At 71.7% G+C, this 24,496-nt stretch carries 23 protein-coding genes and 1 pseudogene; 10 read left to right on the forward strand and 14 right to left on the reverse strand.

All coding sequences use genetic code 11. The features are described 5' to 3' along the window. Positions 1 to 13 precede the first annotated feature (13 nt). A complete protein-coding gene (locus tag OHU74_RS15840; protein WP_371616518.1) occupies positions 14 to 1,012 on the reverse strand; it encodes a DUF5937 family protein in 999 nt (332 codons plus the stop codon). Between the two features lie 81 nt (positions 1,013 to 1,093). Here OHU74_RS15840 and OHU74_RS15845 point away from each other — a divergent pair, with 81 nt between their 5' ends. Continuing rightward, positions 1,094 to 2,287 carry an MFS transporter gene (locus OHU74_RS15845; RefSeq protein ID WP_371616519.1) on the forward strand — a complete coding sequence of 398 codons (1,194 nt, stop codon included), beginning with the start codon at positions 1,094 to 1,096 and terminating at the stop codon, positions 2,285 to 2,287. A 50-nt stretch (positions 2,288 to 2,337) separates the two neighbouring features. Here the strand turns inward: OHU74_RS15845 and OHU74_RS15850 are convergent, their stop codons facing one another. The 5 genes and pseudogenes from OHU74_RS15850 to OHU74_RS15870 all read right to left on the reverse strand — a co-directional run bounded on the left by OHU74_RS15850 (position 2,338) and on the right by OHU74_RS15870 (position 6,771). Next, positions 2,338 to 3,063 (reverse strand): hypothetical protein, encoded by a 726-nt coding sequence (locus OHU74_RS15850; RefSeq protein WP_371616520.1) that lies wholly within the window; start codon positions 3,061 to 3,063, stop codon positions 2,338 to 2,340. Positions 3,064 to 3,126: 63 nt separating this feature from the next. Then, a pseudogene (locus OHU74_RS15855) lies at positions 3,127 to 3,312 on the reverse strand (transglycosylase family protein); the annotation flags it as partial. A gap of 12 nt (positions 3,313 to 3,324) precedes the next feature. After that, entirely contained in the window at positions 3,325 to 3,459 is a 135-nt protein-coding gene (locus OHU74_RS15860; RefSeq protein ID WP_371616521.1) for a hypothetical protein, read from the reverse strand. A 343-nt stretch (positions 3,460 to 3,802) separates the two neighbouring features. Then, a complete protein-coding gene (locus OHU74_RS15865; RefSeq protein ID WP_371616522.1) occupies positions 3,803 to 6,283 on the reverse strand; it encodes an HAD-IC family P-type ATPase in 2,481 nt (826 codons plus the stop codon). Positions 6,284 to 6,462: 179 nt separating this feature from the next. After that, positions 6,463 to 6,771: a DUF2530 domain-containing protein gene (locus tag OHU74_RS15870; protein ID WP_330297091.1), complete on the reverse strand. Its 309-nt coding sequence runs from the start codon at positions 6,769 to 6,771 to the stop codon at positions 6,463 to 6,465. A gap of 139 nt (positions 6,772 to 6,910) precedes the next feature. Between OHU74_RS15870 and OHU74_RS15875 the strand changes: the two genes are divergently transcribed. Continuing rightward, a complete protein-coding gene (locus OHU74_RS15875; protein ID WP_371616523.1) occupies positions 6,911 to 8,317 on the forward strand; it encodes an NCS2 family permease in 1,407 nt (468 codons plus the stop codon). 25 nt (positions 8,318 to 8,342) lie between these two features. Here the strand turns inward: OHU74_RS15875 and OHU74_RS15880 are convergent, their stop codons facing one another. Beyond that, positions 8,343 to 8,525, reverse strand: a complete 183-nt coding sequence (locus OHU74_RS15880; RefSeq protein WP_330297093.1) for a ribbon-helix-helix protein, CopG family — start codon at positions 8,523 to 8,525, stop codon at positions 8,343 to 8,345. Between the two features lie 179 nt (positions 8,526 to 8,704). Between OHU74_RS15880 and OHU74_RS15885 the strand changes: the two genes are divergently transcribed. The 3 genes from OHU74_RS15885 to thpR all read left to right on the forward strand — a co-directional run bounded on the left by OHU74_RS15885 (position 8,705) and on the right by thpR (position 11,240). Continuing rightward, positions 8,705 to 9,142, forward strand: coding sequence for a MarR family winged helix-turn-helix transcriptional regulator (locus tag OHU74_RS15885; protein ID WP_371616524.1), 438 nt, complete (start codon positions 8,705 to 8,707; stop codon positions 9,140 to 9,142). A gap of 25 nt (positions 9,143 to 9,167) precedes the next feature. Further along, complete coding sequence (locus tag OHU74_RS15890) at positions 9,168 to 10,508, forward strand: MFS transporter (protein ID WP_371616525.1); 1,341 nt, start codon at positions 9,168 to 9,170, stop codon at positions 10,506 to 10,508. Positions 10,509 to 10,685: 177 nt separating this feature from the next. Further along, entirely contained in the window at positions 10,686 to 11,240 is a 555-nt protein-coding gene (gene thpR, locus OHU74_RS15895) for an RNA 2',3'-cyclic phosphodiesterase (protein WP_371616526.1), read from the forward strand. A gap of 195 nt (positions 11,241 to 11,435) precedes the next feature. Here thpR and OHU74_RS15900 read toward each other — a convergent pair whose 3' ends face one another. Continuing rightward, on the reverse strand, positions 11,436 to 12,425 hold the full coding sequence (locus OHU74_RS15900; RefSeq protein WP_371616527.1) for an aldo/keto reductase: 990 nt from the start codon (positions 12,423 to 12,425) through the stop codon (positions 11,436 to 11,438). A 59-nt stretch (positions 12,426 to 12,484) separates the two neighbouring features. Next, positions 12,485 to 13,177, reverse strand: a complete 693-nt coding sequence (locus tag OHU74_RS15905) for a GDSL-type esterase/lipase family protein (RefSeq protein ID WP_371616528.1) — start codon at positions 13,175 to 13,177, stop codon at positions 12,485 to 12,487. 76 nt (positions 13,178 to 13,253) lie between these two features. On the opposite strand from OHU74_RS15905, the gene OHU74_RS15910 reads away from it, so the two are divergent. Continuing rightward, positions 13,254 to 14,291, forward strand: coding sequence for a WD40 repeat domain-containing protein (locus OHU74_RS15910; RefSeq protein ID WP_371616529.1), 1,038 nt, complete (start codon positions 13,254 to 13,256; stop codon positions 14,289 to 14,291). A gap of 3 nt (positions 14,292 to 14,294) precedes the next feature. On the opposite strand, the gene OHU74_RS15915 is transcribed toward OHU74_RS15910, so the two are convergent. The 5 genes from OHU74_RS15915 to OHU74_RS15935 form a co-directional block, all read right to left on the reverse strand. After that, positions 14,295 to 15,779 carry an SPFH domain-containing protein gene (locus OHU74_RS15915; protein WP_371616530.1) on the reverse strand — a complete coding sequence of 495 codons (1,485 nt, stop codon included), beginning with the start codon at positions 15,777 to 15,779 and terminating at the stop codon, positions 14,295 to 14,297. 149 nt (positions 15,780 to 15,928) lie between these two features. After that, positions 15,929 to 16,153 carry a hypothetical protein gene (locus OHU74_RS15920; protein ID WP_371616531.1) on the reverse strand — a complete coding sequence of 75 codons (225 nt, stop codon included), beginning with the start codon at positions 16,151 to 16,153 and terminating at the stop codon, positions 15,929 to 15,931. A 54-nt stretch (positions 16,154 to 16,207) separates the two neighbouring features. Further along, entirely contained in the window at positions 16,208 to 17,536 is a 1,329-nt protein-coding gene (locus OHU74_RS15925) for a nitrate/sulfonate/bicarbonate ABC transporter ATP-binding protein (RefSeq protein WP_371616532.1), read from the reverse strand. A 13-nt stretch (positions 17,537 to 17,549) separates the two neighbouring features. Further along, on the reverse strand, positions 17,550 to 19,340 hold the full coding sequence (locus OHU74_RS15930; protein WP_371616533.1) for an ABC transporter permease: 1,791 nt from the start codon (positions 19,338 to 19,340) through the stop codon (positions 17,550 to 17,552). A gap of 215 nt (positions 19,341 to 19,555) precedes the next feature. After that, positions 19,556 to 20,467, reverse strand: coding sequence for a DUF3027 domain-containing protein (locus tag OHU74_RS15935; RefSeq protein WP_371616534.1), 912 nt, complete (start codon positions 20,465 to 20,467; stop codon positions 19,556 to 19,558). A gap of 345 nt (positions 20,468 to 20,812) precedes the next feature. On the opposite strand from OHU74_RS15935, the gene OHU74_RS15940 reads away from it, so the two are divergent. The 4 genes from OHU74_RS15940 to OHU74_RS15955 all read left to right on the forward strand — a co-directional run bounded on the left by OHU74_RS15940 (position 20,813) and on the right by OHU74_RS15955 (position 24,458). Continuing rightward, complete coding sequence (locus OHU74_RS15940; RefSeq protein WP_371616535.1) at positions 20,813 to 22,174, forward strand: MFS transporter; 1,362 nt, start codon at positions 20,813 to 20,815, stop codon at positions 22,172 to 22,174. Between the two features lie 148 nt (positions 22,175 to 22,322). Continuing rightward, positions 22,323 to 22,811, forward strand: a complete 489-nt coding sequence (locus tag OHU74_RS15945; RefSeq protein ID WP_371616536.1) for a DUF2771 domain-containing protein — start codon at positions 22,323 to 22,325, stop codon at positions 22,809 to 22,811. Between the two features lie 13 nt (positions 22,812 to 22,824). Then, positions 22,825 to 23,562: a futalosine hydrolase gene (locus OHU74_RS15950; RefSeq protein WP_371616537.1), complete on the forward strand. Its 738-nt coding sequence runs from the start codon at positions 22,825 to 22,827 to the stop codon at positions 23,560 to 23,562. Positions 23,563 to 23,627: 65 nt separating this feature from the next. Next, on the forward strand, positions 23,628 to 24,458 hold the full coding sequence (locus tag OHU74_RS15955; protein ID WP_371619699.1) for a 1,4-dihydroxy-6-naphthoate synthase: 831 nt from the start codon (positions 23,628 to 23,630) through the stop codon (positions 24,456 to 24,458). Positions 24,459 to 24,496 lie beyond the last annotated feature (38 nt).

Here is a 24,496-nt window from a genome sequence, read left to right on the forward strand (position 1 = left end):
AAACGGCTACCGCCTAGGCCGTACCCGCGCCCGCCGGGCAGAGCAGTGCGTCCGCGATGGCCGTGCGGGCGTAGAGGACCGAGCGGCCGTTGCGGTGGCCGGTGACCAGGCCCGCGTTGCGCAGGGCCACGAGGTGCTGGGAGACGGCGGCGGTGGACAGGCCGCTGTGGCGGGCCAGCTGCGTGGTCGAGGCCGGTACGTCGAGCTCGGCCAGCAACAGGGCCCGGGAGCGGCCCAGTACGGCGGCCACCGCGTCGGAGGGCTCGGTGGTGCGGGGCTCCCAGAGGGTGCCGATGCCCCGGGCGGGATAGGCGAGCTGGGGCGGTTCGGGTGCCACCGAGCGGGTCAGCACGCGCGGCCAGGCGAAGGCCGAGGGCACCAGCAGCAGCCCGGAGCCGGTGTCCGCGCGCCTCATCATGCAGTGCCGGCGGACCATGCTCAGGGTTCCGGCGTCCCAACTGACACTCTCGTGCAGCTCGTTGAGGACATGGGCCGAGCCGTGCTCCGCCACCTGCCGGGCCCGGTGGAACACGTCCGCCTCCAGCAGCTGGCGGATGCGCGGCCAGTACGGGGCGAGCGCGAGCTCCCAGTACGTCTCGATCTCGGCGGTGACCTTCTCCAGCACCGCTTCGGGCTCCTCGTGGAGCAGCCGCAGCCGCGGAGCCGGGCGGGCGGACTTCTGCGCCAGTACGGCGAGGTCGGCGCGCACCTGTTCCGGGGTGCTGCGGCGGATCGCCGCCAGTTCGGCGGGGAGTTCGGGGAAGGGCCCGGCCGGGGTCGGGTTGAGGAAGTCCGCGAGGTAGCCGTTGCCCGGGATCAGGGCGGCCAGCCAGCCGCGGTCCAGCCCCGCGCGCACCAGCCGGGGTCGCACCTGCCCGGCCCAGTGGCGGTGCATGGGCGGGTCGGTCTCCTCGCGCAGCAGCCGGAAGCTGGTGACGACCTCCCACATCGGGGACACCGCGAACCGGGTCTGCGCCAGGTCCGTCGCCGAAAAACTCAGTCCGTATTCCATGTACCCGCCCCCGCAGACCCGTTGGATTCGGCCCCAGCTTAATCAATAGGGTCCGGCGTGCCCAGGGCGCAGGCTCCTCGCATGTTCTCCTCCTTCCGCGGACTGCCGCGCACCGTGTGGACCCTCTTCGCCGGAACGATCGTCAACCGGCTCGGCCACCTCGTCACCCCGTTCCTGGTGTTCCTGCTGGCCGACCGCGGAGTCACCGGCACCGAGACCTCGTACGTCCTCGGCGCGCTGGGGGCGGGCAACCTGCTCGGACCGGCCGTCGGCGGGCTCCTCGCCGACCGGATCGGCCGCCGCCCGACGATGCTGATCGGGCTCATCGGCTCCGCCGTCGCGCAGGGCGCGCTGTTCCTGGCCCCGGGGGTGTGGACGATGGCCGCGGCGGCGCTGCTGCTCAGCGCGGCCGGAGCGGTCGTCGGCCCCGCCGCGTACGCGCTGATGGCCGACGCGGTGGACACCGGATGGCGGCAGCGGGCGTACGCGCTCTTCGGCTGGGGGGTCAACATCGGCACGGCCGTCGCCGGTGTGCTCGGCGGGTTCCTGGCCGCGCAGGGGTACTGGCTGCTCTTCGCCGTCGACGCCGGCACGGCGCTCGTCTACGCGGCCGTGGTCGCGACCCGGCTGCGCGAACCGGCCCGCAGCGCTCCGGCCAAGGACGCGGGCGGCCAGGGCTACGGGGTCGTGCTGCGCGACCGGCTGCTGCTCACCCTGCTCCCGCTGTTCGGGATCCAGCTCTTCGTCTACTCGCTGACCGAGGTCGCACTGCCGCTGGCCGTCCGCGACAGCGGCCACTCGCCGGCCGTCTACGGAATCCTGGCGGCCGTCAACGCCGTCCTCGTCGTGGGCCTCCAGCCCTTCGCGACCGCCCGCCTGGCCGCCCTGCCGCAGCTGCGGGTGCAGGCGGCGGGCAGCGGCCTGATCGCCGTCGGCGTGGCCCTGACCGGGATCTCCGACTCCGTCGCCGCGTACGTCGTCTCGGTGGCCGTCTGGTCGATCGGCGAGGTGGTCGTCGCCGGAATCGCCGCCTCGGTGGTCGCGGACCTGGCCCCCGCCTCGGCCCGCGGCCGCTACCAGGGCGCCTTCAGCTGGACCTGGGGCGTGGCCCGCTTCGCCGCGCTGACGCTGGGCGTCACCGTCTACACCGGCATCGGCCCGGCCGTCCTGTGGTGGGCGGCCCTCACCGCCGGCCTGCTCGCCGCCGCGGCCACCCTGACCCTGCGCACCCGCATCGCGGCCCGCGCGGAGCGGGACCACGACCTGGCGGCGTGAGACCCGGAGCGATCCGCCCGGCCGAGGGCCTGGACGGATCGCGCCGGCTCTCAGTTGGTGAAGGTGGCGGTGGCGGACGTGGCGTCCGCGCCGCCCGCGGCGTCGGCCCATTCGTTCCAGGCCCCGGCGTTGTAATCGGCATCGCGCTCGATCAGCCGGTTGGCGCCGTTGGTGGCGAAGACGTGGTTGACACCGTTCGCGGCAGCGCTGGTGACGCGCTTGAGGTTGTCACCGCCCATGTTGCTCCAGCCGTTCCACCGCCCGGCCGCGAAATCGCCCTCCGTGTTGAAGTACTGGCCCGTCAGACTGATCGCACCCAGGTGAACCGTCCTGTCGCTGGCGGAGGCGGTGACATCGAGCGCCTTGAACCCGCCGACCGGCCCGGCGACGCTCCAGTTGCCCCACGTACCCGCGGTGTAGTCGGCGTCGCGCTCGAGGATCTGGCCGCTCGCGTCGGTCGCGAAGATGTGGTTCACCTGATCGGCCGTCGTGGCACTGGTCACGTGCTTGAGGTCCGTACCGCCCTTGTCGCTCCAGCCGTTCCACTTCCCGGCCGCGAAGTCGCCGTCGTTCTCATGGATCTTGCCGTCGCTGCCGATCGCGAACACCCGGTTCACCGACCCCGTACCCGCACTGGCGACCTCCTTCAGCTGCGAGGCACCCTGGTTGCTCCAAGGCCTCCACTGACCCGCCGCGAAATCACCCTCGGCATTGAACAGGTCGCCATTCGGTGCGATCCGCTGGAGGTGCACCGTGTCCTTGACCGGCACCTTCACCGGGTCCGGGTAGGGGTTGGCGTGATCCGCCCCGAGGCCGGCGGCAGGTCCGCAGCTCGGCCAAGCGCCCTGACCCTGGCCGGCGAGCACCTTCTCGCCGATGAGTATCTGCTGCTTCTTGGTCGCGAGGTCGGCCCGCGACGCGTACTCCGTGCCGCCGTACGCGCTCCAGGTGCCGGGGGTGAACTGGAGCCCTCCGTAGAACCCGTTGCCCGTGTTGATGCTCCAGTTGCCGCCGCTCTCGCACTGGGCGACCTTGTCTCACGTGCTCACCGAGGCGGCGCCGGCCGATCCGGCCATGGCTCCGGTGGCGGCGCAGGTCACCAGCGCGGCAAGGGAGAGGGTGAGTGCGGAACGGGCGCGAGTGGATATGGAGATGGGCATGGGCATGGGCATGACAGGTTCCCCCCTGGTCGTGCGCGTGACGGTGACGGCGTTCTTGGAGACCGGCGACGTGCGGGACTTCCCGCCGCGACGCCTTCCGAACTGGCCTGCCGGGCGGTGTTCCCTGCTGGCAAGAACTACTTTCGCCGCTGGTCAGGCGGGGTGGATGAGCCTTCGGCTGGACCGAAACGGCCTTGGACCAATCCGTCCAACTCGGCGGCGGACAGGCTCACGGGCTGCCCGCCCCAAACGCAGAAGCGCCCGCCCGCATCGAGGCGGGCGGGCGCACGGCCGGCACGGCCGGCTGCCGGAACAGCGGGCCCGGGCTACTCCTGTGGGGCGGGGCTGGGCGGGGCTAGGCCGGGAACTTCCGGTCCACCCACCGGAAGGTGAACTCGATCAGGGTCGCCGCGAGGGCCGCGATGCCGACTGCGGCCCACGGCATCACGGCGCCCTCCAGCTTCAGCTGGAAGAACTCCTGGAGCCACGGCACGACGAGGACGATCAGGAAGGCCCCGCCCATCGCGCCGACCAGGCCGACCCGCCACCACGTGTACGGGCGGGCGATGATCGCCAGCACCCACATCGAGGTCAGGAACAGGGCCAGCGTCGCCGCGCTGGTCTCGGCCTTGAGGGAGTCCGGTCCCGTGTAGTAGTGGCGGGCGATCAGGTAGGTCACGAAGGTGGCGACGGCCGCGATGACGCCGCCCGGGATCGCGTACCGCATCACGCGTTTCACGAAGTGCGGCCTGGCCCGCTCCTTGTTCGGCGCGAGGGCCAGGAAGAAGGCCGGGATGCCGATGGTCAGGGTGGACAGCAGCGTCAGGTGGCGCGGCAGGAACGGGTACTCGACCTGGGAGCAGACCACCAGGATGGCGAGCAGCACCGAGTAGACCGTCTTCGTGAGGAAGAGGGTGGCGACTCGGGTGATGTTGCCGATGACCCGGCGGCCCTCGGCGACCACCGAGGGGAGGGTGGAGAAGCTGTTGTTGAGGAGGACGATCTGGGCCACGGCCCGGGTGGCCTCCGAGCCGGAGCCCATCGAGACGCCGATGTCGGCGTCCTTGAGGGCGAGGACGTCGTTGACGCCGTCGCCGGTCATGGCGACCGTGTGGCCCTTGGACTGGAGGGCGGCGACCATGTCCCGCTTCTGCTGCGGGGTGACGCGGCCGAAGACGGCGTTCTCGTCGAGGACCTTGGCCATCTCGGCCTGGTCGGTGGGGAGCTTGCGGGCGTCCACCGTGTTCTGCGCACCCGGCAGGCCCAGCTTGCCGGCGACCGCGCCCACCGAGACCGCGTTGTCCCCGGAGATGACCTTCGCCTTGACGCCCTGGTCCTCGAAGTAGCGCAGCGTGTCGGCGGCGTCGGGGCGCAGCCGCTGTTCCAGGACGACCAGGGCGGTCGGCTTGACCCCGGTGGCCACGGCCTCGTCGTCGAGTTCGCGGGCGGTGCGGCCCAGCAGGAGGACCCGTAGGCCCTGCTCGTTGAGCTCGTTGATCTCGTCCAGGGCCGGGTCCCCGGCCGGGAGGAGCACGTCGGGGGCGCCGAGCAGCCAGGTGTTGTTCTCGCCGTCGCCCTCGCTGAAGCTGGCGCCGCTGTACTTGCGGGCCGAGGAGAAGGGGAGGGACTCGGTGCAGCGCCACTCGGCGCTGTCCGGGTAGGCGTCGATGATCGCCTGGAGGCTGGCGTTGGGGCGCGGGTCGCTCTCGCCGAGGGCGCCGAGCACCTTCTTGACGTACGCGGCGTCCGCGCCGCCGAGCGGGCGGCACTCGGTGACGTCCATGCCGCCCTCGGTGAGGGTGCCGGTCTTGTCGAGGCAGACCACGTCGACGCGGGCGAGCCCCTCGATGGCGGGCAGCTCCTGGACCAGGCACTGCTTGCGGCCGAGCCGGATGACGCCGATGGCGAAGGCCACGGAGGTGAGGAGTACGAGGCCTTCGGGGATCATCGGGACGATGCCGCCGACGGTCCGGGCGATGGCGTCCTTGAAGTTCTTGTCGTTGACGACCAGCTGGCTGACGATGAGGCCGATGGAGGTCGGGATCATCATCCAGGTGACGTACTTGAGGATGGTGGAGATGCCGGAGCGCAGCTCGGAGTGGACGAGGGTGAACCGGGAGGCCTCTTCGGCCAGCTGGGCGGCGTAGGCCTCGCGGCCGACCTTGGTGGCGGTGAAGGCGCCGCCGCCGGCGACGACGAACGAGCCGGACATGACGGGGTCGCCGGGCTTCTTCAGGACCGGGTCGGCCTCGCCGGTGAGCAGGGATTCGTCGATCTCCAGGCCTTCGGCCTCGCCCACGAGTCCGTCGACGACGACCTTGTCGCCGGGGCCGAGCTCGATGACGTCGTCGAGGACGATCTCGGAGGTGGAGATCTCGGCGGTCCTGCCGTCGCGGCGGACGCTGGGTTTGGCCTCGCCGATGACGGCGAGCCCGTCGAGGGTCTTCTTGGCGCGGAGCTCCTGGATGATGCCGATCCCGGTGTTCGCGATGATCACGAAGCCGAAGAGGCTGTCCTGGATGGGCGCGACGAAGAGCATGATCGCCCAGAGGATGCCGATGATGGCGTTGAACCGGGTGAAGACGTTGCCCCGGACGATCTCCGACAGGGAGCGGGAGGACCGTACGGGGACGTCGTTGACGGCTCCGCGGGCGACGCGCTCGGCGACTTCGGCGGTGCTCAGCCCGCCGGCCTTGAACCGCGGAGCGGGTGGCTTGACCGGGTGTACGGGGTCGAGCTCGGCCCCCGCGTCGATGGCGAGACCGGCCGCCGCGCCGCTGCCGCCGCCACCACCCGGCTCCGGTGCGTCTGATTCGGTGTTCGCCCGCTGCGTCATACTTTCGACGGTAAAGGGCGATTCAACGGTTCACCCGCCGAGCGGTCCGAAGATCCGACTTCGGGATGAGCGGAATCGTCCCTGGGTAGCGCTTTCGACCGGCGCGGCGCGGCGCGGTGCGGTGCGCCGCGCACGTGCGGCGCCGTTGCCGGGGGGCTCCGCCCCCGGACCCCCGCGCCTCAAACGCCGGCGGGGCTGGAATTGGCCGGACCCGCCTGGTCGTCCTCGTCCCGCGCGGCCAGCGCAAGGGCGTGCCGCTTCAGCGCCGCGTCGCGGCCCCGTACGTACCAGAGGCCGATCAGGCCGAGGACTCCGCCGGCCGCGCAGGTCCAGACCCACCAGAGCAGGTCCCGGTCGGCGAACCATCCGTAGAAGGGGAGCTGGACGACGAAGAGGGCGAACCAGAGGATCGTGCCGCCCATGACGGTCCCCACGATCGGGCCCTCCAGGGGCTCGGGGGCCTCGTGCTGCGCAGTCCATTTCGCCATGGGGACAAGTCTAGGCCGCTCAGCCCAAGGTCTACGCGCGGAGATAGACGGCCCTTCGTTCATGTGTTCATACTGAAATGGCTTGAGCGTGTCCCATTTTCGCCGTACGAATCACCAAACCAACGAGGACCAGGTCCCCATGAGCACGTCCGCCCCCGTGGACCGCTACTTCAAGATCTCCGAGCGCGGCTCGACCATCGGCCGCGAGGTCCGCGGCGGTTTCGCGACCTTCTTCGCGATGGCCTACATCATCGTGCTCAACCCGATCATCCTGGGCAGCGCGAAGGACATGTACGGGCACCAGCTCGACGGCGGGCAGCTCGTCACGGCCACCGTCCTGACGGCCGCCTTCTCCACCCTCCTCATGGGTGTCATCGGCAACGTCCCGATCGCGCTGGCCGCCGGCCTCGGCGTCAACACCGTCGTCGCCCTCCAGCTCGCCCCCCGCATGAGCTGGCCGGACGCCATGGGCATGGTGGTCCTGGCCGGCTTCGTGGTGATGCTGCTGGTCGCCACCGGTCTGCGCGAGCGGGTCATGAACGCCGTCCCGCTCGGCCTGCGCAAGGGCATCGCGATCGGCATCGGCCTGTTCATCATGCTGATCGGCCTGGTCGACTCGGGCTTCGTCTCCCGCATCCCGGACCTCGCGCACACCACGGTCCCGCTCCAGCTCGGCAGCAACGGCCACCTGCACGGCTGGCCCGTACTGATCTTCGTGGTCGGCGTGCTGCTGACGCTGAGCCTGATCATCCGCAAGACCCCCGGCGCGATCCTGATCTCCATCGTGGCCATGACCGTCGCCGCCGTGGCCGTACAGCTGATCACCAAGCTCCCGGACCAGGCCTGGGGCCTGACCGTCCCGGCGTGGCCGGGCAACCCGGTGGCCGCGCCCGACTTCGGGCTCGTCGGTCAGGTCAGCCTGTTCGGCGGCTTCGGCAAGGTCGGCGTGCTGACCGGCATCCTCTTCGTCTTCACCGTGCTGCTGTCCTGCTTCTTCGACGCCATGGGGACCATCCTGGGCGTCGGCGACGAGGCGAAGCTGACGAAGCCCGACGGCACCTTCCCCGGCATCAACCGGGTGCTGTTCGTGGACGGCATGGCCGTCGCAGCGGGCGGCGCGACCTCCTCCTCGGCCACCACCTGCTTCGTGGAGTCCACGGCGGGCGTCGGCGAAGGCGCCCGTACCGGCCTGGCGAACGTGGTGACCGGCGGCCTCTTCGGCGTGGCGCTGTTCCTCACCCCGATCGCCACCATGGTCCCGTCCCAGGCCGCCACCCCCGCACTGATCGCGGTCGGCTTCCTGATCCTGGCCGGCTCGGTCCGGGAGATCGACTGGAGCGACTTCACCATCGCCGTCCCGGCCTTCCTGGCCATGGTGATGATGCCCTTCACCTACTCGATCACCAACGGCATCGGCATCGGCTTCGTGAGCTTCTGCGTCCTGCGGCTGACGACCGGCCGGGGCCGCGAGGTCCCGGCGGCCATGTACATCGTGGCGGCGGTGTTCGTCTTCTACTACGCGATGCCGGCGCTCGGCCTCGGGTAGGGAGCCGTACCCGGAGCAGCCGGGCTCACGTGAGCCCGTAGAACTTCTCCGTCTCGTCGACGGCCGCCTTGAAGCGTTCGTCGAAATCATCGCGAATGAGCGTCCGGACCACGTAGTCCTGGACGCTCATTCCGCGTTTGGCGGCATGAGTCCGGAGCCTGTCGAGAAGCTCCCCGTCTATACGCATGCTGAACACATGTGTCCCCATGCCGAAAGGGTCGGGGCACAGGGCATGGACGCGTGTCACTTTCCGGAGCGGTCTCACCCGTACGAGTGACGGGGTGGGTGGCGGGGCGGCTGACGGGTGAGCCGGGTCCGCCCCGGGGCCCGGGTGTGACGTGGGATACCCGGTGTTCTTTAGGGAGAGTAATGAGTTACTCTAAAGACATGTCTGACCTTTCCCATGGCGACGACGCAGTTGCCGTGAACGACCTCCGCTCCGCCGTCATGCGGCTGGGCCGGCGCCTCAAGCACCAGCGCGTCGACGAATCGCTGAGCCCGACCGAGATGTCGGTCCTCGGCACCCTCGCCCGCTGCGGCCACGCCACCCCCGGTGAGCTGGCCCGGCGCGAGCACGTACAGCCGCCGTCGATGACCCGCATCGTGGCGCTGCTGGAGGCCAAGGGTCTGGTCACGCTGGAACCGCACCCCGACGACCGCCGCCAGAAGGTGGTCCGCCAGACGGAGGAGGCCGAGGCGATGCTCGAAGAGAGCCGTCGCAAGCGCAACGCCTTCCTGGCAGGGCTCGCGGCCGGGCTGACCGAGGACGAATGGGCCAAGCTGCGCGAGGCCGCTCCCGTCCTGGACAAGCTCGCGCACCTATAGGAACGACGCCAGGAGGCGAACCCTTTTGAGTACGGGACCCGGAGCAGACTCCGCCCCCGGCCATACATCCACCACTACGCGCGCGTCGGGCTCCGCCAAGAACTCCATGTTCAGCTCGCTGAAGATCCGGAACTACCGGCTCTTCGCCACGGGCCAGGTCGTCTCGAACACCGGCACCTGGATGCAGCGCATCGCCCAGGACTGGCTCGTCCTCTCCCTGACCGGATCCGCCTCGGCGGTGGGCATCACCATCGCGCTGCAGTTCCTGCCGATGATGCTCTTCGGCCTCTACGGAGGCGTACTCGCCGACCGGCTCCCCAAGCGGCCGCTGCTGCTCTGCACGCAGGCCGCGATGGGCCTCACCGGTATCGCGCTCGCCGTCCTCACCCTCGCCGGCCACGTCCAGGTCTGGCACGTCTACCTGGCCGCCTTCCTGCTCGGGCTGGTCACCGTCGTGGACAACCCGGCCCGGCAGACCTTCGTCTCCGAGATGGTCGGCAAGGACCAGGTGGCCAACGCCGTCAGCCTGAACTCGGCCAACTTCCAGTCCGCGCGGCTGGTGGGCCCGGCGCTGGCCGGTGTCCTCATCACCGCCGTCGGCTCCGGCTGGGCCTTCCTGCTGAACGGCCTGTCCTTCGCGGCGCCGATCATCGGCCTGCTGCTGATGCGCACGCACGAACTGCACCCGGTCGAGGTCCAGCCCCGCGCCAAGGGCCAGCTGCGGGAGGGACTGCGCTACGTCGCCGGCCGCCCCGAGCTGATCTGGCCGATCGTGTTGGTCGGCTTCATCGGCACCTTCGGCTTCAACTTCCCGATCTGGCTGTCGGCCTTCGTCAGCAAGGTGTTCCACGGTGACGCGGGCACCTACGGCCTGTTCAACACGCTCATCGCGGCGGGCTCCCTGGTGGGCGCGCTGCTGGCCGCCCGCCGGGGCCACTCCCGCCTGCGGCTGCTGGTCGCGGCCGCGGTGCTCTTCTCCGTACTCCTGCTGGTGACGGCCTTCGCGCCCGGATTCTGGCTGTTCGCGGCCCTGCTGGTCCCCATCGGGATCTTCGGCCTGACGGTCAACGTCACCGCGAACTCCAGCGTGCAGATGGCCACGGACCCCGAGATGCGGGGCCGGGTGATGGCCCTGTTCATGATGGTCTTCACCGGCGGCACCCCGATCGGCGCACCCCTGGTCGGGTGGATCACGGACACCTACGGAGCCCGGATCGGCATGGCCGCGGGCGGCGTGGTCTCCCTGGCCGCAGCCCTGGTGATCGCGGTCGTCCTCTCCCGGGTCGGGAACCTCCGCCTCAGCGTGAACCGCCACGGCGTGACGTTCGTCCCGGCCGAGCGGCGGCACCTGGTGACGGCTGCGTAGAGCCCTGCGGGCCGCCCTCCTGGGGCTCCGCCCCAGACCCCGCTCCTCAAACGCCGGAGGGGCTGGATTCGGCTGACGCCAGCCAAAATCCAGCCCCTCCGGCGTTTGAGGAGCGGAGGTCCGGGGGCTGGCCCCCGGATACGGCGCCGCACCCGGCTACGTCGCTAGGCTCAGGCCATGAGACTGTTCGCAGCCGTCCTGCCGCCCCCGACCGCGGTCGCCGAACTGGCCGCAGCCGTGCAACCGCTGCGCGACGACCGGCTGCGCTGGACCGCGGAAGCGGGCTGGCACTTCACGCTGGCCTTCATGGGCGAGGTCCAGGACGGGCTGCTACCGGAACTGCACGCCCGCCTCGCCCGGGCCGCCGCCCGCTCCGGGCCCTTCACGCTCCGGCTCCACGGCTCCGGCCACTTCGGCCACCGCGCCCTGTGGGCCGGCGCCGCCGGGGACCTGGACTCCCTGCGGATGCTCGCCGAGCGGGCCGACGCAGCCGCCCGGCGCTCCGGGGTCCCGATGGACCAGCACCACCGGTACTCGCCCCACCTCACCCTGGGCCGCCTGCGGGAGGAGTCGCACGACGTGCGCCCGTACGTGGAGCGCCTCGCCTCCTTCGAGGGCAGCCCCTGGCGGGTCACCACCCTCAGCCTGGTCCGCAGCAACCTGCCCGTCAGCGGCGTCCCCGGCGAGCGGCCCCGTTACGAGACCGTCGGCGCCTGGGACCTGGGCGGATGAGGCGGACGCGACGAAGGCCCGCCCCTGACGTCCGAAGGGCGGGCCCGGTCGCGTTAGGCTCGACGGGTGGATCCCAAGACCAGAAACCGCGTCATGGCGGGTGTGCTCGTACTGATGTTCGTCGTCGTCGCCGTGGCCGCCGCCGTCAACCAGTAGACCCGTAGACCCGTAGACCCGTAGCCCAGCAGGCCCCGACTACCAGGCGAACGCCTCCGGCGCCGGTCCCGGCCCGGGGAAGACCTCGTCGAGCCCGGCCAGCACCTCCTCGCCCAGCTCCAGCTCGACCGCCCGCAGCGCGGACGCGAGCTGCTCCGCCGTGCGCGGCCCGACGATCGGCCCGGTGACCCCGGGACGGGTCAGCAGCCAGGCCAGGGCGACCTCGCCGGGCTCCAGACCGTGCTTGTCCAGCAGGTCCTCGTACGCCTGCACCTGCGCCCGTACCGAACTGTTCGCGAGCGCGTCCGCCGAGCGGCCGGTGGCCGTCCGCCCGGACTGCGCCGACTTGCGGATCGCCCCGCCCAGCAGCCCCCCGTGCAGCGGGGACCACGGGATGACCCCGAGCCCGTACTCCTCGGCGGCCGGGATGATCTCCAGCTCCGCGCGCCGCTCGGCGAGGTTGTAGAGGCACTGCTCGCTGACCAGGCCGAGCCGGCCGTTGCGCTTCGCGGCCTCATTGGCCTGGGCGATCTTCCAGCCGGGGAAGTTCGAGGACCCGGCGTAGAGGATCTTGCCCTGCTGGATCAGGACCTCGACGGCCTGCCAGATCTCCTCGACGGGGGTCCGGCGGTCGACGTGGTGGAACTGGTACACGTCGATGTGGTCGGTGTTCAGCCGCTTGAGGCTGGCGTCGACGGCCCGCCGGATGTTCAGCGCCGACAGGCGGTCGTAGTTGGGCCACGGGTCGCCTTCGGCGGCCATGTTCCCGTAGACCTTGGTGGCGAGGACCGTCTTCTCGCGGCGGCCGCCGCCCTGCGCGAACCAGGTACCGATGATCTCCTCGGTCCGGCCCTTGTTCTCACCCCACCCATACACATTGGCGGTGTCGAAGAAGTTGATTCCGGCGTCGAGGGCCGTGTCCATGAGCGCGTGGCTTTCGGACTCCCCGGTCTGGGGGCCGAAGTTCATCGTGCCGAGGACGAGTCGGCTGACCTTGAGACCGGTGCGTCCGAGCTGCGTGTACTTCATGGGGCACTAGCCAACTGCCTGGAGTGCACTCGAAGCAAGACCCGCCCGTGAAGGGCGTGTTACGTGTCGTCGCGGGGCCGGTACGGGCCGCCGATGCCCCAGGCCTGGTGCAGGACCGCCGCGAACTCCCCCGCGAGGCGGTGCTCGCCGGAGGCGTTGGGGTGCGTGCCGTCGTAGGTGTCGCGGTGGATCTCGTACGAGTCCGGTCGCGCGGCCAGCAGGATCGGCGAGGCGGGGGTCGACAGGTCGGCGACCGCCTTCGCCAGGAGCTCGTTGAACAGCTCGACCTGGGCCGCGAAGGGAACGTCGTCCTGGGCCCGGACGTTGGGGATGACGGGCAGCAGCACCATCCGCACGGCGGGCCGGGCCGCGCGCGCCTCGGCGATGAAGCGGCGGGCGTTGGCGGCGGTGTCCTCGGCGCCGGTGTAGAAACCGAGGTCGATGAGGCCGAGGGAGACGAGCAGCACGTCGGCCCCGGCGGCGCGCACGGCGGGCCCGATGAGCGGCGCCATGTGCTGCCAGCCCTCGCCCCAGCCGGCCAGGTGCCGGCGGGCGTGCTCCGGGAAGCCGGGGTCGGCGTACTCGTGGCTGGTCGGCGCGGCGGCGAAGGTGTCGTAGAGCTCGCTGCGCGGGCCGACGATCCGATACGGCCCGCCGAAGGTCGCGTTGAGGTGCTGCCACATCCGGTAGCGCCAGGTGTAGTCGCCGGCGCGCCCGATGGTCATGGAATCACCGACAAACATGAAACGCATCCGGTCATCATCGCGGATCACGCCACCGTCACCCCTGTGATGCCGGACACGCGGGGCCAACTGGCAGGGTAGGGGCATGCGCCTGCGCCGCCTGCTGCCTTCGACCGCCGTTGCCGTTGCCGTCGCCGTTGCCGTTCCCGGGGCGACGGCCCTCGCCCTGCTGACCGCCGTAACGGCGGGTGCCGCGACAGTCCCGTCCCCCGCCCCTTCCGGGTTCACGATCACCGACCCCCGGATCAAGGAGTCGAGCGGGCTCGCAGCCAGCCGGATCCATCCGGGCGTGTACTGGACGCACAACGACAGCGACGACGGCCCGTACATCTACGCCGTGGACTCGGCGAGCGGCAAGACGGTCGCGCGGGTCACGATGACGGGCGTCGGCAAGCCGCGGGACATCGAGGCGATCTCGCTGGGACCGGACGGGCAGCTGTACGTGGGCGACATCGGGGACAACCTCGGCGGCACCTGGGACCACGTGTGGATCTACCGCTTCCCGGAGCCGAAGACCCTAGGGGACGTCACCCTCAAGGCCGAGCAGTTCACGGTGAAGTACGCCGACGGGCCGCGCAACGCGGAGGCGCTGATGGTCCACCCGGTCACCGGCCGGGTGTACATCGCGAGCAAGGACGAGCGCGCGGGCGGCCTCTACGAGGGCCCCGAAACCCTCTCCCCCTCCGGTACGAACACCTTCCGGCGGATCGGCGACGTCCCGTGGGTCACGGACGGCGCCTTCTCCCCGGACGGCGGCCGGCTCACCCTGCGGGGCTACCTGTGGGCGAAGACCTACCCGTGGAAGGACGGCCGCCCGTCCGGGGAGGGCGAGGCGGTGGCCGCGCCCTGGCAGGGCCAGGCGGAGTCGGTCACCTACACGGCGGACGGCAGGGCGCTGATGTTCGGCGCGGAGGGCGCGAACAGCCGCGTGGTGGCGATCCCGGTGACCCCGCCACCGTCGGCGTCCCCCTCCCCCTCGGGACCCGCACCCACCCCGGGGGCGGCCACCCCGCCCCCCACCCATGGCGGCGACTTCACGAAGGGCGCCTTCGTCCTGATCGCCGCCACGGCCCTGACCCTGGCGGCAAAGCGCATCCTGCGCCGCCGCCCGCCGAAGCGCTGACGCCTACGACTCCTGGATCGGGATCTGGTGGGAGGTCGTTGCCGAGGCTCCGTTGACCGGGGTGGCCGCCGGGGCCTGCCGCGTCGGCGGGACCGGCGGGGACATCGAGGACAGGAGCTGGCGGGCCAGGCCCAGGCCGGTGCCGCCCATGGTCAGGGCCTTGGCGAACATGTCCGACATGCCCTCCGCGCCGTTGAGCAGGATCATGTGCTCCACGTTGCCGAAGGCCGCCGCGCCCGCTTCCACGATCGCCGGCCAGTTCTCGGCCAGCTGCTGCGCGACCACCGCTTCCTGGTTCTCGGCCAGCGCGGCCGCCCGCGCCTTGATGGCATCCGCCTCCGCGAGGCCCTTGGCCTTCGCCGACGCCGCCTCCGCGAGGCCCCTGGCCTGCGTCGCCGCCGCCTCGGCCTCACCGGTCGCACGGGTGGCGGTGGCGGCCGCCAGGCCCCGTGCCTCCGTGGCCTGCGCGTCGGCCGTGGCCGCCGTCGTCACCCGCGTGGCCTCCGCGGCCGCCGCGAGCTCGGTCTCCTTCGCGCGGGCCTGCGCCGCCGAGATGCGGGCGTCGCGGTCCGCCTCGGCCCGGGTCCTGACCTCGTACGCCGCCGCGTCCGCGGGCTTGCGCACGTCCGCCTGGAGCTGCTGCTCGCGCCGGTGAGCCTCCAGTTCCGCGACCCGGGTCTCCTGGACCACGACCTCCTGGCGCGCCGCCGCCTCGGAGAGCGGGCCCGCCTGCCGGGCGGTGGCGGCCGCCTTGTCGCGCTCCGCCTGGTAGCCGGCCTGGAGGATCTCGCTGTCCCGCGTCGCCTCCGACATCCGCGCGAAGGCGGCCTGTTCGGCCTCGGTGGCCAGCAGGTTGGCGTCCGCCTGGGCGATGCGCGCGTCCCGCTGGACCGCCGCCGTGTGCGGCATCGCCATGTTCTTGATGTAGCCCGTCGGGTCCTCGATCTCGTGGATCTGGAGCGAGTCCACGATCAGCCCGAGCTTCTCCATCTCGCTGCCGCACGCCGCCCGGGTCTGCCCGGTCAGCTTCTCCCGGTCGCGGATCATGTCCTCGACCGTCAACCCGCCCACGATGGAGCGCAGATGGCCCGCGAAGACGATGTGCACCCGCTCGGGCATCATCTTCTGCTGGTCCAGGAACCGGCGCGCCGCGTTCGCGATGGACACGAAGTCGTCGCCGATCTTGAAGATGACCACGCCCTTGACCCGCAGCGGGATCCCCTGGTGGGTCACGCAGTCGACGAGCAGTTCCGTCTCGTTGAGGTCCAGGGACAGCTTCCGCACGGCCTGGACGCCGGGGAGCACGAAGGTTCCGCGCCCGGTGACGATCCGGAACCCCATCCCCTCCCCGAGGCCCTCCGTCTTGTGCGTGGAACCGGAGATGACCAGTGCCTCGTTGGGCTCGGCCACCCGCCACATGAGCTTGAACAGCCCGATCACGGCCACGATCGCCGCGATGACAACGCCCGCCAATACGCCGACAGACATCGGCAACTCCCCCTTTTTCACGGTGGCGTCCGCCACCGACCAGGCGAGTCTGCGCCTGTGTCAGGACGGCGTGAAGAGGTCGGCCTAATCTTGTCGCCGTCTTGATACAAGGAGGTCGCGGGCCTGCCTGAGGGGCGTCTCAGCGCACCTCAGTTGTCGTACGCGGCCATCACGTACACCGTGCGCGGTGGCAGGTATTCGACCACCGTCACCACCGTCCCCACGGCGAGCCGGCCGCCGCCCGTCCCCGGCGCCGGGTAGGCGAGGAAGTGCTCGGCCCCGCCCCGGATCCGCACGATGACCTCGCCGACCAGCCCCGGCCCGACCGTCCCGGTGACCCGGCCGTCCATTCCCACCATGTCCGATTCCCCCATGTACCGACAGTACGGGCCGCCCGGCCCCGTTACGAGGCCGACGGAGCCACGGGCCTACGGGACCTCCGCGTCTTCCTCGTCCAGCCGGTACTCCTCGCCGTCCGCGAGGTACCCGTACAGCTCCCCGTAGCGCCCCCAGTCCGTCGCCGTCTCCAGCTGCTGTTCCAGCTGCTCGCTCGTGTAGTGGTGCGAGAGCAGGTCCCGGAAGAACCCGGCGCGCTGGGTGCCGCCCCGCGAGCGCCGCAGCGTGGAGTGGATGAGGTGGACCAGCGGGACCTCCATCGCGCCTTCCGCGAACAGCTTCTTCGACTCCTGTACGTCGGCCCCCGCGAAGGCGGTGCCGCGCGGGGTCAGGACCAGGTGCAGGTCCCGCACCTCGGCCAGGCCCAGCAGTTCCAGCCCGTCCACCAGGGGCAGTACGTCGTCCACCTCCAGGCCGAGCTCGTCGGCGAGGTCGGCGAGATCCTCGCGGCCGTCGCCCACGCCCCGCTGGAGCACGATCTCGGCGAGGCCCGCCATCCCGTCGACGCTGGCCGCCGGGAGCGGGGTGTTGGCCGGGGTCCGCTTGGCGGGCGGGGCGGCGGCCGGGGTCTTGGCGGTGCGGCCGGTCATCACCGCGTACACGGCGTCCACGATCCGCTCGAACTCGGCTCCGTTGCGGTCCCGGGGGCGGGCCAGGTCCACCGCGAAGGTCTCCTTGATGGTCCCGTAAGGGCGCGAGCCCAGCACCACCACCCGGTCGGCCATCAGGACGGCCTCCTCGATGTTGTGGGTGACCAGCACCACCGCCTTCGCGGGGAAGCGGTCCGAGGCCCACAGCTCCATGAGCTCGCCGCGCAGGTTCTCGGCGGTGAGCACGTCCAGCGCCGAGAACGGCTCGTCCATCATCAGCACCTCCGGTTCCACCACGAGCGCCCGCGCGAAGCCGACGCGCTGGCGCATCCCGCCGCTGAGCTCCTTCGGGTAGGCCGACTCGAAGCCGTCGAGGCCGATCAGGTCGATGGCCTCCACCGCCTGGCGGGCGCGGGCCTCGCGGTCCACCCCCTTGGCCTCCAGGCCCAGTTCCACGTTCTGCTGCACCGTCAGCCAGGGCAGCAGCGCGAAGGTCTGGAACACCATCGCCGTGCCCGGGTTGGCCCCGCGCAGCTCCTCGCCCCGGTAGGTGACGGAGCCGGAGCTCGCCGGGATCAGGCCGGCGAGGCAGCGCAGCAGGGTGGACTTGCCGCTGCCGGACTTGCCGAGGAGGGCGACGATCTCGCCCTCGTGGATCTCCAGGTCGATGCCGCCGAGCACGGGCAGTTCGCCGTCGGCGCCCGCGTAGGCCTTGGTGAGGGCGGCGGCCTTGAGGATGGTGGTCGGCGTGGTCGTGGTCGTCGCGGTCATGGTCAGGGGCTCCTCAGATGGAGTAGCGGCGCTCGGCGAGGCGGTACAGCGGCCGCCAGAACAGCCGGTTGAGCCCGACCACGTACAGGCTCATGACGGCGATCCCGGCGATCAGCTTCGGGAAGTCCCCGGCCTCGGTGGCGTGGAAGATGTACGCGCCGAGGCCGGTCGCGGAGAGGGTCGTACCGGCGAAGGTGACGACCTCGCCGACGATCGAGGCGTTCCAGGCGCCGCCGGAGGCGGTGATGCCGCCGGTGACGTACGAGGGGAACACGGCCGGAACGATCAGCCGCTTCCACCGCTGGATCCCGCGGACCCCGAGGTCGTCCATGGCCTCCTTGAGGTCGGAGGGGATGGCCATGGCGCCGGCGATGGCGTTGAAGAGGATGTACCACTGCGCGCCGAGGGCCATCAGCAGGATGCAGCCGATGTTGATGTCGAGCCCGGTCTTGAGGAAGAACCACACGGCGACGGGGAAGAGCAGGTTCGCGGGGAAGCTCGCCAGCACCTGTACGACCGGCTGCGCGATCTTCGTGAGCCGGGGCGAGGAGCCGATCCAGACCCCCACGGGCACCCAGACGACGGTGGCCGCGGCGACGAGCACGATCACCCGCAGGAAGGTGATCAGCCCGAGCACCAGCGGTTCACCGAAGACTCCGAGGCCGCTCTCGCGCTGGAGGTAGCGCAGCAGGTCGTACAGCCCCCACAGGATGACGGCCCCGGCGACGACCGCGAAGGCGATGTCCCCGGTGCGGCGGCGGGCCGGGTCCACGGAGAGCGCCCTGTCGTCGCGGCCCAGTACGCGGGCGGCGCGCGCGGTGGCGTCGCGGGCGGGGGCGGTGGTGCGGCCGAGGAGGGTGGGCCAGTGGGAGCGGCGCAGGAAGTCCAGTACCCAGCTGCGCTGGACGTCGGTGGACTCCGACTGCTCGTTCTTGAACTTCTCCGCCCAGGCGGTCAGGGGCCGCCAGAAGAAGAAGTTGACGGTGACGATGGTGACGGTCATCGCGAGGATGACCCAGCCCACCTTCCCGAGGTCGCCCTCGCCGATGGCGGTACCGGCGTAGGAACCGAGGCCCGGGACGGCGTAGTCGTGCCCGGAGACGGAGACGGCCTCGGAGGCGACGAGCATGAACCAGCCCCCGGCGAAGCTCATCATGCCGTTCCACACCAGGTCGATGACCCCGGCCGGGACCTCGATGCGCCAGAAGCGCATCCAGCGGGTGAAGCCGAACGAGCGGGAGACCTCGTCGAGTTCGCGGGGCAGGGAGGTCAGGGTGGCGTAGAACCCGAAGGTCATGTTCCAGGCCTGGGAGGTGAAGATGGCGAAGATGACGGCGCATTCGAGACCGAGGAGCGAGCCGGGGAACAGCGCGACGAAGAAGGTCACGAGGACCGAGAGGAAGCCGAGGACCGGTACTGATTGGAGGATGTCCAGGAGCGGGATCAGCACCCGCTCCAGGCGCCGGCTGCGGGCGGCCGCGTAGGCGTACCCGAAGGTGAAGACCACCGAGGCGATCAGCGCGATGAACATCCGCAGGACGCTGCGGGCGGCGTAGTACGGGAGCTTCGAGGGGTCGGTGTCCACGTCGGGGACGTCGGCGGGGTCGAAGTTGACGGTGGTGCCCTTGCCGACCTGGAGGATCAGGAACCCGAGTACGAGGACGGCCGCGGCCACGGCGAAGTCCACCCACGACAGGCGGGCGCGGGCGGGGGCCGCCTGGCCGGTGTGGGGGGCTGTGCCTTTGCCCGTGCCGGAGCCTTTGCCGGTGCCTTTGGCGGTGTCCGGGCGCGCGGAGGTCTTCATCCCCGCCAGCGGATCATGCAGCGGGGGCGCCCACACTCCGGGTAGGCCACCCGGGTGAAGCGGTGGGCGGGGCGGGGCGGGCCGGGGCGGGCCGGGCTGCGGGGTTGCCGCTGCGCGGAGCGGTCCCCTACCCGCCCTTCCACCGTTCCCCGGGGCTCCGCCCCGGACCCCGCGCCTCAAACGCCGGCGGGGCTGGAGTCGGCGGGGCCGGATTTCTACGAGTGGCCCAGGTCCGCCAGTACGTCGTCCTGCGACATCGGGACCGAGCCCGAGTCGGGGGCGGGGCGCAGGAGGAACTCGTCCGCGGCCATGGAGTCGAGGACCGGCGGGGCCGGGCGCAGGGGCTTGGGCATGACCGCGGCCTCCGAGTGGCCGCCGCAGCCGTAGGACAGGGAGACCAGGCGGCCGTCGGCCGGGCCGAACTCGTTCGCGCAGATGCCGAATGCCTGGCCCAGCGAGCCGCCGATCGCGACCAGGAAGCCGCAGGAGACGCACGAGGCCGGTGCCGCCTGCGCCATCGGGGTCTTCGCGCCGAAGGACTCGTCCCAGCGGTCGGCCGCGCTGTGCAGCCCGTAGCGGGACAGGACGCGCGCACGGCGCATGCCGAGTTCTTCGGCCACCGAGGTGATGGAACCCCGTACGGGGACCACCGCGCGGTCCGTGACGTCGGCGTCCTCCGCCTCGACGAGCTCGGCCATCTCCGAGGAGACCACCGAGTTCGGCGGCGGGGCGTCCTCGCCCGACCAGCCCGGCTCGAGGCGCAGGTCCTCGGCGTCGGTGGGGAGCAGGTCCCCGGGGCCCATGTCGCCGGGCCGCAGCCGCTCGCTCCACGGCACCCACTCGGGGGCCAGCAGGGCGTCGTCGCCGGGAAGGAGCACCGTTTCGTCGAGGGTGACGTTCTTCGCGCGGGAGGCACGCGTCACCGTCACGGCCCAGCGCCAGCCCCGGTAGGCCGGGTCCTTGCACTCGAAGAAGTGCGTGACGACCCGGTCACCCTCCGAGATCGCGGCAAGGTGTTCGCCCACCACTCCGGGGGCGGCGGCCTCTTCGGCCGCCGCGCGGGCGAGGTCTACCGCCTCGACGCACTGGCGGTCGGGGGTACGGCTTCGCGTCGTCGCAGCACTCACAGGTCTCGTTCTCTCCTACGCCGTCTCACGAGTGCGCCGTCCGTACTTGTCGTCCACAACGACCCGTCGGCTGTCCCTACGTAGCGCGGGCGGAGCGGACCAGAGGGCCGCGTCGACGTCCGCGCCCGATCGGGTTCCAGGGCGCACCTACCTGCGATCCATTCTGCGGGATCGCGAAGAGGCGCGCGGCCAGGAGCAACCGCCGGTGGCGCGCTACGCACGCTACCTCCTCCGGCGCCCTGGGCCCACATGCAAGGTCCGATTCGCGGACAACCCCACTACCGGCCATCTCCGCGCAACGCGCCGGGAAGGGTCCGGAGGGGGCAAGTGGGGCACTATGGGGCCGTGGCACCCGTACGGTCGTCCGATGACGGCTCGGGACCGGCCAGGCGGGCCGGCCGGGCCATCGGGCGTGCCCTGCACCTCCCCTTCACCGGTACGGCGCGCGGAATCCGGCGGGCCACGCACGCGCACGGGGCCGGCGAATCGGGCCTCGGCAAACTGATCGAACTCCACGCGATCAACGGCGCCGGCGATGTGATGATCACAGTCGCGCTCGCTTCCACCGTCTTCTTCTCCGTTCCCACGGACGAGGCACGCGGCCGAGTGGCCCTCTACCTCGCCATCACCATGGCGCCCTTCACCCTCCTGGCCCCGGTCATCGGCCCGCTGCTGGACCGGCTGCCGCACGGGCGACGGGCCGCGATGGCCGGCGCGATGCTCACCCGGGCCCTGCTGGCGGTGATGATGTCGGGCGCGGTGGCCACGGGCGGCCTGGAGCTGTACCCGGCCGCGCTGGGCGTCCTCGTCGCCTCCAAGGCGTACGGGGTGGTGCGCAGCGCCGTGGTCCCACGGCTCCTCCCGCCCAAGTTCTCCCTGGTCAAGGCGAACTCCCGGGTCACGCTCGCCGGGCTGCTCGCCACGGGCGCGGCCGCCCCCGTAGGTGCCGGACTGCACGCGATCGGGCCGCCGTGGCCGCTCTACGGGGCGTGCGCGATCTTCATCTGGGGCGCCTTCGCGGCGTTCACGCTGCCGCCCAAGGTGGACGAGGCCAAGGGCGAACGCCGGGCCCGGCTGTCCACGCACGAGGCGCACTCGAAGCGGCCGGGGCTGCGGACGGTGAGCCGGCCGGTGCTGTGCGGGCTGCTGGCGAACGCGTCGATGCGCATGCTGTCCGGATTCCTGATCTTCTTCCTGGCGTTCCTGCTGCGCGAGCACCCGCTCGCCGGGCAGAGCGCGGCGGTCTCGCTCGGCATCGTCGGGGTCTCGGCGGGCGTCGGCAACGCCTGCGGGACCGCGGTGGGCGCATGGCTCCGGGCCCGCGCACCCGAGGCGATCATCGCGGCCGTCCTGTGCCTGACCCTCGGGGTCGCGATCGTGGCGGCGGTGTTCTTCAGCGGGGTCTTCATGGCCGTCCTGGGCGCCACGGCCGGCTTCTGCCAGGCCCTCGCCAAGCTCTCGCTGGACGCGATGATCCAGCGCGACGTGCCCGAGGCCGTCCGTACATCGGCCTTCGCCCGCTCGGAGACCCTGCTCCAGGTGGCCTGGGTGCTGGGCGGCTCGATCGGCATCGCCCTCCCCCTGAACGGCGCCCTGGGCATGTCCGTAGCCGCGGCCGTGGTGGCCCTGGGCACGACGATGGCCCTACGCGGCTTCCTCGCCTCCCCGCGCCACCAGCACAGCTCCTCGCGACCCCGGGTGGCATGAGGTCATATCCAGCCCCGCCGGCGTTTGAGGCGCGGGGTCCGGGGCGGAGCCCCGAAAGCCCGGCGCAGCCGGGACCGCTCGCGCCACGGCGCCGCACCGTGGGACCCCGTGCAGCAGCGCAGCGTACGGGCCCGATAGCCTTCGGCTCATGACCGCACCGCTTTTCTCGGGTAGGGCCCGCCGCAGCGTCGCGGCCCTCGGAGCCGTTTCCGCCGGGCTCCTCCTCCTCTCCGCCTGTGACAAGCCGACGCCGCTGGCGACCGTGACGGTCGGCACCTCGTCGGTGTCCGCCGAAGCCGCCTGCCACGACGGCAAGGAGCTCACGGCGGAGAAGGTCCAGGAGTGCTTCACCGACCTCAAGGGCGCCAAGACCGTCGAGTACGGCCGCGGCGACACCCTCCGTCTCGGCGTCGAGCCGGACGTCGTCGAGAAGGGCAAGAAGTGGCAGGCCGTCCTCGACGGACAGCCCATCACCGAGCCCTCCTCCAACACCTACCGCAGCTTCCCCGGCGCCGACGTCTTCTCGACGGGCGGCCAGGGCGAGGCCCCGGCCTCGAAGAAGCTGAACATCGTCCAGGTCGGCGAGGACGGCAAGCCGCTCGCCGTCTGGGCGTTCAGCCTCAAGCTCAAGAACTAGTCGCGTACCCACTGTGCGCGCGCTCATCGTGACCGCGGTGGCGGCGGAGGCAGACTCCGTCGTCGCCGGCCTGTCCGGGCCCACCCCTCATCCGGACCACACCCCCGGTCCCGGGCCGCGCACCCTCCCCGGTGGCTACCTCATCCACCACCGGGGAGCCTTCGACGTCCTCGTCGCCGGAGTCGGCCCGGCCGCCGCGGCCGCCGGGACCGCGACCGCCCTGGCGCTCGCGACCTCCCCCGACGGCTACGGCCTGGTCGTCTCCGCCGGCATCGGCGGCGGGTTCGCGCCCGCCGCCCCGCTCGGCTCCCTGGTCGTCGCCGACGCGATCGTCGCCGCCGACCTGGGCGCCGAAACCCCGCAAGGTTTCCTCCCCGTCGCCGAACTCGGCTTCGGCCGCAGCGTGCACCTGCCTCCCGCAGAGCTCGCCGCCCGTGCCGCCGAGGCGACCGGGGCACTGCTCGCGCCCGTCCTGACCGTCTCCACCGTCACCGGCACCGCCGCCCGCGCCGCCGAACTCGCCGCCGCGCACCCGCTCGCCGGGGCCGAGGCCATGGAGGGCTTCGGGGTCGCGGAGGCGGCCGCCGCGCACGGGCTGCCCGTCCTGGAGGTGCGTGCCGTCTCCAACGCCGTCGGCCCCCGCGACCGCGCCGCCTGGCGGATCGGTGACGCGCTGGCGGCCCTGGCCGAAGGCTTCCGCGCACTGGGACCCGTACTGCTCACCACCACCTCCGGGGGAGGACCCGCGTGAACCCCGCAGACCCCGCAAGCCCCGTAGAGCCCACGAACCCCGCGAACCCTGACCGTCCCGTCCGCATCGCGTACTCGCCCTGCCCGAACGACACCTTCGTCTTCGACGCCTGGGCCCACGGCCGGGTCCCCGGGGCACCCGCCCTGGACGTGACCTTCGCGGACATCGACATCACCAACGGCATGGCCGAACGCGGTGAGCTGGACGTCCTGAAGGTGTCCTACGCCGTCCTGCCGTGGGTGCTGGAGGAGTACGCGCTCCTGCCCTGCGGCGGCGCGCTGGGCCGCGGCTGCGGCCCGCTCGTCCTGACCCGCGAGCCGGGTGTGGACCTGACCGGGAAGACGATCGCCGTCCCCAGCGAACGCTCCACCGCCTACCTGCTGTTCCGGCTGTGGGCCGCCGACGTGCTGCCGCCCGAGGGCGTGGGCAAAGTGGTCGTGCTGCCGTTCCACGAGATCATGCCGGCCGTGCGCGACGGCCGCGTGGACGCCGGACTGGTCATCCACGAGGCCCGGTTCACCTATCAGGACTACGGACTGCACTGCCTGGCCGACATGGGCGAGCACTGGGAGTCCACGACCGGCCTGCCGATCCCGCTCGGCGCGATCATCGCCAAGCGCTCGCTGGGCGCGGACACCCTGCGCGCGCTCGCCGAGTCGGCCCGCGCCTCGGTCCGGATGGCCTGGGACGACCCGGAGGCCTCCCGCCCGTACGTACGGGCGCACGCGCAGGAGCTGGACCCGGCCGTCGCCGACCAGCACATCGGGCTGTACGTCAACGAGTTCACCGCCGACCTCGGCGACGCCGGGTACGCGGCCGTGCGCGGGCTGCTCACCCGGGCGGCGGCGGAGGGGCTGGTTCCGGCCATTGCCCCCGACGCACTGGCCTTCCCGTAGGGCCTTCCCTCAGCAACGACGGTGCCCCGCCCCCCTTC

This window comes from Streptomyces sp. NBC_00454 (assembly GCF_041434015.1).
GTDB lineage: Bacteria > Actinomycetota > Actinomycetes > Streptomycetales > Streptomycetaceae > Streptomyces.

Bases quoted from the DNA above. Each gene is read 5' to 3' on its own strand.
- OHU74_RS15840 (WP_371616518.1), bottom strand. From the start codon at position 1,012: ATGGAATACGGACTGAGTTTTTCGGCGACGGACCTGGCGCAGACCCGG.
- OHU74_RS15845 (WP_371616519.1), top strand. From the start codon at position 1,094: ATGTTCTCCTCCTTCCGCGGACTGCCGCGCACCGTGTGGACCCTCTTC.
- OHU74_RS15860 (WP_371616521.1), bottom strand. From the start codon at position 3,459: ATGCCCATGCCCATGCCCATCTCCATATCCACTCGCGCCCGTTCCGCA.
- OHU74_RS15865 (WP_371616522.1), bottom strand. From the start codon at position 6,283: ATGACGCAGCGGGCGAACACCGAATCAGACGCACCGGAGCCGGGTGGT.
- OHU74_RS15870 (WP_330297091.1), bottom strand. From the start codon at position 6,771: ATGGCGAAATGGACTGCGCAGCACGAGGCCCCCGAGCCCCTGGAGGGC.
- OHU74_RS15875 (WP_371616523.1), top strand. From the start codon at position 6,911: ATGAGCACGTCCGCCCCCGTGGACCGCTACTTCAAGATCTCCGAGCGC.
- OHU74_RS15880 (WP_330297093.1), bottom strand. From the start codon at position 8,525: ATGGGGACACATGTGTTCAGCATGCGTATAGACGGGGAGCTTCTCGAC.
- OHU74_RS15885 (WP_371616524.1), top strand. From the start codon at position 8,705: ATGTCTGACCTTTCCCATGGCGACGACGCAGTTGCCGTGAACGACCTC.
- thpR (WP_371616526.1), top strand. From the start codon at position 10,686: ATGAGACTGTTCGCAGCCGTCCTGCCGCCCCCGACCGCGGTCGCCGAA.
- OHU74_RS15900 (WP_371616527.1), bottom strand. From the start codon at position 12,425: ATGAAGTACACGCAGCTCGGACGCACCGGTCTCAAGGTCAGCCGACTC.
- OHU74_RS15905 (WP_371616528.1), bottom strand. From the start codon at position 13,177: ATGCGTTTCATGTTTGTCGGTGATTCCATGACCATCGGGCGCGCCGGC.
- OHU74_RS15910 (WP_371616529.1), top strand. From the start codon at position 13,254: ATGCGCCTGCGCCGCCTGCTGCCTTCGACCGCCGTTGCCGTTGCCGTC.
- OHU74_RS15915 (WP_371616530.1), bottom strand. From the start codon at position 15,779: ATGTCTGTCGGCGTATTGGCGGGCGTTGTCATCGCGGCGATCGTGGCC.
- OHU74_RS15920 (WP_371616531.1), bottom strand. From the start codon at position 16,153: ATGGGGGAATCGGACATGGTGGGAATGGACGGCCGGGTCACCGGGACG.
- OHU74_RS15925 (WP_371616532.1), bottom strand. From the start codon at position 17,536: ATGACCGCGACGACCACGACCACGCCGACCACCATCCTCAAGGCCGCC.
- OHU74_RS15930 (WP_371616533.1), bottom strand. From the start codon at position 19,340: ATGAAGACCTCCGCGCGCCCGGACACCGCCAAAGGCACCGGCAAAGGC.
- OHU74_RS15945 (WP_371616536.1), top strand. From the start codon at position 22,323: ATGACCGCACCGCTTTTCTCGGGTAGGGCCCGCCGCAGCGTCGCGGCC.